At 45.3% G+C, this 10,673-nt stretch carries 5 protein-coding genes; 4 read left to right on the forward strand and 1 reads right to left on the reverse strand.

What is annotated here, in order from left to right; all coding sequences use genetic code 11:
* Positions 1-4: 4 nt before the first annotated feature.
* The 4 genes from ACN0QW_RS17515 to ACN0QW_RS17530 all read left to right on the forward strand — a co-directional run bounded on the left by ACN0QW_RS17515 (position 5) and on the right by ACN0QW_RS17530 (position 3,768).
* A complete protein-coding gene (locus ACN0QW_RS17515; RefSeq protein ID WP_299376493.1) occupies positions 5-556 on the forward strand; it encodes an RNA polymerase sigma factor in 552 nt (183 codons plus the stop codon).
* Between the two features lie 2 nt (positions 557-558).
* Positions 559-1,176 (forward strand): S8 family serine peptidase, encoded by a 618-nt coding sequence (locus ACN0QW_RS17520; protein ID WP_417433295.1) that lies wholly within the window; start codon positions 559-561, stop codon positions 1,174-1,176.
* Positions 1,176-2,756 (forward strand): S8 family serine peptidase, encoded by a 1,581-nt coding sequence (locus ACN0QW_RS17525; RefSeq protein ID WP_417433297.1) that lies wholly within the window; start codon positions 1,176-1,178, stop codon positions 2,754-2,756. Before ACN0QW_RS17520 ends, ACN0QW_RS17525 begins: the two co-directional genes overlap by 1 nt.
* Positions 2,757-2,973: 217 nt before the next feature.
* On the forward strand, positions 2,974-3,768 hold the full coding sequence (locus tag ACN0QW_RS17530; protein WP_417433299.1) for a hypothetical protein: 795 nt from the start codon (positions 2,974-2,976) through the stop codon (positions 3,766-3,768).
* A 67-nt stretch (positions 3,769-3,835) separates the two neighbouring features.
* On the opposite strand, the gene ACN0QW_RS17535 is transcribed toward ACN0QW_RS17530, so the two are convergent.
* On the reverse strand, positions 3,836-10,534 hold the full coding sequence (locus ACN0QW_RS17535; RefSeq protein WP_417433300.1) for a VWA domain-containing protein: 6,699 nt from the start codon (positions 10,532-10,534) through the stop codon (positions 3,836-3,838).
* Positions 10,535-10,673: the final 139 nt, after the last annotated feature.

Here is a 10,673-nt window from a genome sequence, read left to right on the forward strand (position 1 = left end):
ATTAATGACCGAAAACGATACAGCATATTCCCTTCTTCAACGTATCAGCAAAGGTGATGAAATCGCCTTTGCTGATTTTTATCATCTGTTTGAAAAACGACTGTATCTTTTTATTAAATCAAAATTGAACGATTCATTCGAAGCCGCCGACATACTAAATGAAACCTTTTTAGAGGTATGGCGTAAAGCCGAAACCTTTGAGGGGCGTTCTAAAGTATCAACCTGGCTATTTGGAATAGCATACTTCAAGACGGTGGATCGGATGCGTAAGAAAACAGACATACCAATGGATAGCGACAACTTTCCTGAAACGGCGGATGATAGTCCGGATGCTATGGCGTGTCTTTTGACTGCTGAAAAAAGTGATCATATCAAGTTTTGTCTTGATACCCTAAAAGCAGTTCAGCGTGCAGTCATGCAGCTAGCATTTTTCGAGGACCTTCCCTATTCAGAGATTGCGTTGATTGTGGACTGTCCAGAAAATACCGTTAAGACCCGTATGTTCCATGCCAAACAGGCAATGAAACGTTGCCTGTCCAACCGTATGGGAGGCTGAACATGAAAAAGGAAATCTCAGAACTCTTACCATTCTATGTGAATGGTAGTCTTCAGGGGGAAGATCTTGAGGCGGTTAAAAAAGCTTTGAGCCAAGATAAAGCTCTTCGAGGTGAATGTGCTTTTCTGGAAAACCTGAGAGACGAAGTTCAAAATCAAACACATGAAAGCTCGCCTGGTCAGCTTGGTCTGAAGCGTTTGCAACGTGATCTTGCAAAAGAGCAAACAACACGGTCCAGACGTTTACCACAAAATGATAATATCAAAAATAAGGTGTGGCGGATAGCAGCGGTTGCAGCCTGTATTATGTTGCTTGTCCAGACGGCCTATGTTGTGCCCTTGTGGCAAAACAACAAAGACTTGGTTGCTGCGAGTGGTGGTAATGCCGCCTATATCCGTGGTCCAGTGCTATCGGTTACTTTTGTTCCAGAGGCACGTGAAGAAAATATTCGCGAACTTTTATTGGCTGTTGATGCTCGTATTATTGATGGCCCTTCATCTCTGGGCGTTTATAAGCTGGCTGTATCAAAAAATCCTGAAGCTGTTATCGCCAAGCTTCAAGCGCACAAAAATCTGGTTGAAACCGTACAACGTGACGGCGGAGAAAGTAGTGGTAAGTGATGTTACGCCATTCCTTAACTCTTGTCGTTTTCTTGCTGCTTTCAATTGGAATACCGCAGGATTTACCCGCACAAACATCTGCTGATCCCGCGAGTGAAGAACCAGGTACGGGGGCAATACCCAATACTCCGCCAATACCGGGGGCGTCGACATCAACAGGAAAGTCCCGTACTGTAACTGGTGATCCGGTTACGCCTCAACCGACAGGAAACCGATCTGATGAGATTATTTTTTCCGGGCTAAGGGCAATCTGTGTTCGCCCGGGCACAATATTAACCATTCAGGGCAAAAATTTTGACGATATTCCAAATAGCTATCGCTTGGGATTAAGTAATACTCATGACTTGATAGAGTTGGATATTCTAAATAAAAAAAATACTCTGATCTCAAGCTATTTACCTAAAAAGGGTATTGATTTAGATACAAAATATGACCTTGTCTTCTTTAAGAGGAGTACTCGCCAAGTATTTGATAAAACAGGTTTAAGTGTACGCATCTGTCCAACGGAAACCAGTGTGGTCAATGATGTTTCTATCGAACAGGATGTCATTATTCTGGTTGATGGTGCACAGGAAAATGCAGTTCGTTCCGAACTTCAAAGACGTCATTTACCTGTTCTAGAAGTTTACAATCTCGGTGTCTTACAATCGGTACTGATTCAGACCCGATCTACAAACGCGGGGGCTGTTATTCAAGAGCTGAGAACTGTTTTTCCAAATGCCGAGGTTGATTTTAATAATGATCTTACTGCTTCTGCAAAACCTCGTTTATATGCACAAAAAGCGATTGGTTGGGATCTGGATCAAGGGTGTCAGGTAACACAGCTTGGTTTCCCCATTGGTCTTCTGGATGGTGCGATTGATCAGCACCACGCTGCTTTTGACGGGCAGGCCATTGTATCACGTAATTTTTTGGGTAATCAGACGATTGACCTCAGCCATGCAACTTCAATTGGATCTATCTTGATCGGCAATAATCAGGAGAATGGTTATCAAGGGCTGATACCTGGAACACAGCTATTTAATGCGGTGGTTTTAAGGTTGAGCAATTCTGGGGATCAACTGGCGAGTACTGTTGCTGTTTTACAGGGGCTGGATTGGCTGCTTGAAAATCATGTGCGTTTAATCAATGTCTCGCTTAGCACTGACGTGGCGAATAGCGTTTTAAACAAAGGTTTCGTTCTCTCGTTAGAAAAAGGAGCCCTTGTTTTCTCAAGTGCTGGAAATCAAGGACCTAACGCACCTGTAAGTTACCCAGCGGCTTTAGAGGGGGTCTTTACAATTACGGCCATTGATTCCCGTCATAAGATATACCGAGATGCAAATCAGGGGAATTTTATTGATTATGCCGCCCCCGGTGTGGATATCTGGACAGCTGTGCCGGGGAATAAGGGCGCGTATGTTTCCGGTACATCCTTTGCGACACCTCACGCCTTGGCTGTTGCGTCGCATATTCTCAAAAATAATCCGAAAATGTCACGACAGGTATTATCCCGGGCGTTGTCTTTTTCCGTAATTGATTTGGGGGATCACGGACGAGATTCCATTTACGGCGCAGGATTGATCAAAGGTACCTGTTAAAATTATTATGAAATATAGAAATAAAAACAGTTAGATAAAAAATATATTTTTATTTGAACTGTTTTTTGTGTTGGGCCGACCTAGTTGTGAACAAAACATTGGGTGCTGCCCGACTGATTGATGATCAGACCTTTAGGGCATTCCCATACTCGCAATTAAAAGATTTGAAATTAAAGGGCTTCAAGTTCTACGGGCCTTAAATTCAAAAGGAAAAGTCATGCTTAAAAACATTAAGCCTGTTTATTTGGCTCTGGTTACAATTGGATCAATGGGGTTAACTACAATGCCTGCTTTTGCATGTAAGGAAATAACAGCGGTTGCGCTTCAAGGAAGTGACGCAGCAGAACTAAGGGTGCGCGTAAATAATGTCATCCTGATAAATCACAAGGGATCGCATTCGAATACTGTTCCGGCAAACCTGTTGTTAGAGGGGGATAATGATTTCAAGATTGAACTTATTACTGATAACCCAGATGCGACAGGGCGTGCAGAGGTTTTCGTTGCTTGTGAAGGCGATTTTCCCAAAGAGCCGGGTAAGAATGAAAATGTACTGGCTGAACTGCATCAACAAGGGGCAGGGGAACAAAGCGCCATTTTTCAGGCCAAGGCCCAGCCCGCCTTCAGCTATTTGACAGGTGACGTTACTACTGATGATGGCTTGTTGGAAGCGATAGAGATGATGCGTCAAGCCGCAGAGGCTGGTGATGCCAAGGGTTATATGGCTTTCTTTGAACCGATGTTTACCGATCTACCTCTTGCTGGTGGGCCGCCCCCTGAAATGATTAAGGGCATGGTTTCTGAATTGCTCAGTGGCAAATACACCATCAAATCAAGCAAAGATGTACAGGTGAATAAAATATTGGGCGGACGTGCTTATCAGGTAGTAAACAATCGGGATCAAGGACCAATACAGTTTGAAGAAAAAACTGATGTTGCCGCGGGGCGTACAACAATTACTCAAGGCGCATTTTGGTTAAAGACAGCTAATGGGTGGAAGGTTTTTCGGCCTTAAATAGCATAGCAAAACAACAAAACCCCCGCAGTTTTTCTACGGGGGTTTTGTTCGTTAAGGGGTAAAACTATCCAACGACAATCATGTGTTCGTCGTTATCAAGAATAACCGTCAGGATATCTGTCGCACTGACATTTTCCATAACAGCAATTTCTGTATAGGTAACGCCATCGCTAGAGATTTCCAGTGATGTAGTTGGCCCTGTATCCGTTGCTCGAATAAAGTTCGCAACAACATCAGTATTGTCATCAAAGACAATCAGATCACTGACATCCAGAATATCACCCTCGCTATTGTCATAATCAGTGATGGTATCCACATCAACACCAACATTTTGACCATAGAAGAGGAAGGTATCTGCCCCAGTACCACCCGTTAAGGTGTCTGATCCTGCACCACCGATCAGGGTGTCATTTCCACCGCCGCCGAGGAGGGTATCATCACCATCACCACCGACAAGAATTTCACCATCGCCCGTACCGGTAATCGTACTACCGTCCTGATATTCGACGGATGCACTGGCAGTATCAGATGTAAGTGTATCTGATATGTCATAATCAAAGCCGCCGTCCACTGGTTGAACGATGTCAGTACTTTCAATGGAAAGCTCTGCAGTGTAGCCACGAGTACGGTCGCTGTTTCCATTAATGCCATCGGTTGATTCAACTCTTATAAAATAGTTTCCATCAGATGCAGCCGTAAAGTTCTCGCTAACATTGAAATCTGAATCAACAACAGAATTATTTTTATAGAGGACAAGCTTTAGATTACTGTTTCCTGAGAAACCTTCTAAAGTAAGAGTTTCGCCTGCGAGTAGAGCAACCAGATAACTATCTTGATCCCATCTCTTCACATCTCTAGTTTCTCTTCCCCATCTGTCATAATCAATATCTCGAGCATCTCTTATCCGGCCAGAAAAATTAATCAGGTGAACAACTTCATCAGCGGGTGTAGATCCATCCTTTACCCATAGGTTTCTACTGAGGTTCGTTGCGCGATTAGAGCCAGATGTATCCCGATGACTATTAGATTCGTTATAATGAAGATGATCATTATTCGGCCCAGAAGGATCATGATATTCATAGCCATCAGACCCATAATTACGCTCATAAATTGTCTGGACCGCACTGCCTGACCCAAATCCTAGGCTGGAAACATCCATACTGTCTGGTACGAAGGTAACAACACCGCCACTTTCGTTGACGGCCCCGTTTACTGGGTTATCAACATCGGTGAGTGTTGTACTTGCATTGATGTCATCATTAAACAGCAATGCTGAATCAGGGATGTCTATATCACCAGAGGTAATGTTTGTCAGGATGATATCATTTACCGCATCAACTGGCTCTGGCAATGTTACACAGACCTTCAGATCTGCGGAAGAAGGATCGCCGTCACCATCGACCATGGTATAGACAAAGGTCTCTTCATAATCGCCATTAACTGAACCCGGTGCAGTATAGGTGTAATCGCCTGTGGCCGTATCGACCACCAGTTTACCACCTTCGGCCGTAGACGCGATAATGATCATTCCATCACTACTACCATCAGTTACGTCGGTATAAACAACACCATCGTGAAGAACTTCCGTAATCGCAACGGCACCAAATCCATCAGCACCCGGTTGATCATTGGTCAGAAGGTTGCCACTGGCATCGGTTCCGCCGACGGTACCATCTAGGGCATCAGCAAGATCAGTGAAATTTGGTACGCTGACAAAGCTATAGAGACTGCCGGGGATAGAAGGATTTACGGCATCACCGCCGCCCGTATTAAGGAAATAATCCTCAAGCCCATTCTCAACAGAGGTACTTGTGCCAATACCGATTCCGGTAACCTGGATGTCGTTATCAACAATCGCTGTTGCGATACCACTATCGATCTCGAATGGATCAACTGTGCTCGTGTCGTTAGGTGAACCATCACTAATGAAGTAGAGGTGACTTTCATGTGATGGTAAACCTGTCACAGGATTGTCTAAATATTCAGAGTTCGCCCCGAACATTGACGCCATACCTGCATCATAGTTGGTTGAGCCTGACCCATCATAAGCCCCATAAATGGTCGAAAGTTGATCATCCAGGGTTGTCGATGACAGGGTGCCATTATTGTTGAGGCGCTTGAAGTCATCAAGATTAAGGGTTCCACCTGCGAAGCCATCAAAGACAAAGGTGCCATAGTCTTCGGCATTCGTCCCGAAAGTAACCAGAGAGAAAGCCAGTGTTTCCAACGCAGTGCTTTCTGCTACGAGATTGTCAATAAAGCTACGGACACCATCAATCTGGATCTGATAGTCTGATTGACCAATCGATCCACTTTCGTCAATTACAAAGGCGATATTAAGCGGTGGCGTTTCACCAGGGAGGGCAACAAGACAAATCTCGTCATTGTTTGCAACAGGCTCATCATCCTTGATGCAGATTGTTAGATTTGCTGACGACTTGTCACCGTCGTTATCGAGGATAGAATAGGTGAATACATCATCAACAACGTCATCTGTTGCTGTTCCCGGTGCACCATGTTGAACGGCTGGCAAGCTAGTGTAAGTATAGTCACCAACAGCATTACCACCTTGATCATCCAGATATATTTCAAGCGTTCCTTTGGATGATGTAACGGTTAAGAGTTTGGTCCCATCGTCATAAGTTGCAGATGGTGTCCCCGTTGTTGGACCCGTTAGAACTCCGGCATCATCAACGCTAAAGGTTGTGCCTTCGATTTCGATATCACAAATACGATCAAGTCCATCGGCACCAACTTCGTCGTTAGTGACAACGTTACCACTAACGGTGTTGCTCAATCCGATTGTTCCGACCAACACATCAGCAAGATCTTCGAATGATGCTGCGTTTAGAACTGCGTCTGTGTCAGCAACAACGCCACCATCAAAGAAATTGACAAAATCACTCGGCTGGACGCCCCCGCCAATACCAACGGCTGTGAACCCAATGTCGCCGTCCAGTAAGTCAGCTTTACCGCCACTATCCAGGACAATAGATCCATTGCTTAGGGGGGAAGCGCCGTCATTTTGTTCGCCGTCACTGAGGAAGAAGACCTGATTATTGGCACCTGGATCATATTCAAAGTCACTGCCGCTGTTAGAGAATAACATCTCCATAGCTGCTTCATAATCAGTTGCGCCGGAATTAATGATACCACGACTGGTGCCATCAAGTGCAGATTCTGCTGAAGCCAAATCAGTGAAGGTTCCAAGGTTAGCGGCGTCAGCACCAAAGGCTACAAGTGATACTGAAACACTTGCCCCAGATGCAAACAGCGTCTGGATAAAGGTTTTTACGCTGGCAATTTCTGTGGCGAGGTCGCTATTGCTGACTGACCCACTGAAATCCATCACAATGCCGATATTTTGCGGTTGGGTTTCTTTTTCAACCTCAGTTACGCATTCTTCGTCATTGTGGGCAAGCAGGCCATCATCTTTTACGATGACATCCACTGAACCCCAGTCATAATCCCAATCTCCGTCAACAAGTTTGACGTAGAACTTCATAGGAAGCGGGTCATTGTGATCATTTGTATTTGGGTGTTCCAGTGCTATAAATTGCTCGTACTCGTAAGTCCCGTCAGGATTTACCGTAAAGGTGAAGGCGACGTCACCACCAGCCCACCCGGTGAGTACATTGCCAACTTGTGACGTTGTAATTGGCGTATCTGTTTCAGCGGTTGTGATGCCACTGGTGTCTACTGAAATTTTGATGGCATCGTTATGAGGGGACCAGCCATAGTCTGTTTGTGGTCCATCGGCCCCAAAATCAAAGATATCAAAAGCACCACCATCCTTGATTGAAGCATTTGTGTTCAGGTCAGTCTCATCGACCATCACCATTTCCTGACCACCGATATCTGGCCCATCATCAAGAACTTTAAGTATGACATTGCCATAGGCTTTATCACCATCACCATCTTTAATCCGTACGGAAAATTTCATTCCGATTGGTTCGTTATGGTTATAGGAGTTCCAGTGCTCCAGTGCTTCATACTGTTCGTAACTGTAAGATCCATCCGGATTAACAGTGAACCTGAACACTTCTTCACCATCAGCTGTACCGATCAGGGTATCTCCGGATTGGCTTGTACTGACAGCGTGGTTTCCATCGGATGTTCTGATGGTACCAAGAGAAAACATGCTGATACGAATGTCGTCGATGGCCGGACCATCAGCGCCAAAGTCAAAGGTATCGAATACACCTGAATCTGAAATAACCGCGCTGTTATCAAAATCGGTTTCATCGACACAGAGGAACTCATGCCCACCGATCTTAGGACCATCATCATCAAAGTTGATTCTCAGTTTTCCGATATTACTCTGGTCGCCTTCATCGTCCACAGCGAAGAACCTAAGCTTCATTGTATTGATGTCTTCGTCGTGAGAGTAAGTTTTTGGATGCTTGAGCGACAGATACTGTTCGACATAGATATCGACGTCATTTTCGCCATTAGTAAGATCAGCACCAATTGTTACCACAAAGGCCAATTCGCCATCTTCGCCGCCGACACGCCCATAAATAACAGAAGGATCTGAGTCCGAAGAATAGAGATTGATATGTGAGCCATCAGTTGTTTTTACACCACTGTATGCGCCGTCATAGTCAATAAAGCGAATATCTTCCAGATCATCAGGTGGTGAGAAGCTGGGACTTGAAGGGGCATCAGTATCCAAAGGCCCATCAGAACCATCTGCTTCGTCATTCGAACCATCAGTGTAGAGATTTAACCCGTCTACTATGGATGTGAAGCCTCGGCTGACAATTTCGCCGCCTACAGTACTATCCGCAGCCATTGCCGTCGCCAGAATAGTCTGTGCATCTGAAACACCGGGGAGATCATTGGCAGCACGCCATTCATCTGATGTTTGGACACCTTCGGTTTCATCCAGATACAGTTTTGCATAGCGGACAATATCAGGAACATCTTCTTCGATATCAAAAACAAAGCGGCTTTCTGCAGTAGCTATATTGTTTTCAGTCGTTAATTCGTCGGTTCCAATGTCTGTTTCTTGTTCTTCCGCAATGGCCTGAACAGTAATGACAACTGGGCCGTTCGTATGTGTCGGGCCTTCTTGATAGCGTCCACCGTCTTCTGGTTTAGGGGGAAGAATGATAGATTGTTCATCTGTTAGTACTGTCGGGACAGGGCTTTCACCTCCTTCACCGCCTTCTACATCAACACCCGTTGTCGTGTAATCATTCGTATTAAATGCGACAAGGCCCCCAAAAGTTGTAAAGTCTACGGTTTCCGAAGGATCAAGGTCGGGATCATCTGGATCAGGAAGATCGCCTGTGTAGCGGATAATATATTGAACCAATTCACCTGGTTCTTCCGCCAGTATGCTGTCTTCACCACCTTCGCCGCCGTCATCTGGAACAGGTGCAGGGGTGATTGGACCGAAAAGCTCCCATCCTTCAGGTAAATTTGTGCATTCTTCGTTAATGCTAAAGGCAGCAGGAATACCAGAGAGAACGAGAGTTAATGTTTCAGATCCATCTTTGTCGCAAAGCTCAGCATTGATGGGGAGTTTTATAACGCTTTCTTCTCCAATGGGATCGTTCAGGCCACCAGTTAAGTAAACTTCATTGTCATTTTCGTCTGGTAAATCTGTGATTTGATCTCTTTCTTGAAGGTCAGGGTAATTATGTTCACCGCCTTCGCCACCTTCGCCGCCTTCACCACCTAAAGAAAGTAGTGGCATGTCAGCGACAGCATCAATAATAGCCTCGACAGAATAAGGGAGTACAGCCGATAGACCTGAATCTGGATCTGTAATTACCGCGGTTCCGGAAACATTGATATCTTCATCTGAATCTGGCGGGGGCAGAATATATACATCCCCTAAATCACCACCTGCGATGACAGCTGGGAAACCACCGACATATTCGTCACCTAAATCGGTGCTGCCAACGAATAAGCGGGCTCCATCGGGGAGGGGGTCCATTACGACAAAATCAAGCGTTTCGTTATCTGCTGGCACAAAAGTAAAGATAACCTGCATAGGTGCCGCGACAGCCTCTAAAGTATCTTCGCCGCCTTCACCACCAAAGGGATTATCATCTTTCCCTTCATCGCCACCGGGTAAATGCTGGTTCGGTAACCAATCTTCAAAGCCACCAGCAAAGGTGCCTGATATACCGCCCTCATAATCTGGAACTTCTGTTTCTGTTGTTATAAAGGTAACGTCGAGCGTCCCTTCCGCAGGGTCGGTGTTTTCGTCAATCCCATCAAGAAGTCCAAAATTAAGTTCTGTAGGACCAATAATGCCTTGGGCTATGAGCAAGTCGATAACACTACCCGTGTCTTCACTATAGACACTACCTCCGCCACCTGCGGGGCCAGCACCTGCACCAGCCGCTGTTTCAAGCGGTAGATCCCCAGCCTGCGCCAGAACGAGGCCTATAAGCTGGCTGGCAGCAACCTCTGTCCCGTCAATGATAAGAAGAGGAGCATCTCCGCCAGAAAATTCACCTGCCAAGTTCTCAAAGACGATACTACTTTCTGGGGTGCCATCGTTATCCAGGTCAAAATTCAGCACTAAATTTTGTCCATCAACAACAGCGGCAGCTTGTGTCGCATCAAAATTAAGCTGTAATCGTTGACCTGGCTGCGCAGTAATTGCTTGGGATGTCCCAACAGCGGGCAAATCAATAGAAAGTTCCGTGGCCGCTTGGCCTATAGCAAGAACAGGATCTTGTTCTAACGCTTCAATCTCAGAAGTAGCGTCGTCGGAATTACGGGGTGTGTTTGAATCTGACATTCTAGCCTCCTCGGGCTCTTCGTATTGGCACCGCCTCTTCAGGTAACTCACTCAGGCCATGGTTGAGGAATATGACTTAAATATCTTATCAGTATTTAAAATTTTAGATAGAAATAATGTTTTAATAGCTACATATATT

It is taken from the genome of Kiloniella sp. (assembly GCF_048259265.1).
Taxonomy (GTDB): Bacteria; Pseudomonadota; Alphaproteobacteria; order Kiloniellales; family Kiloniellaceae; genus Kiloniella.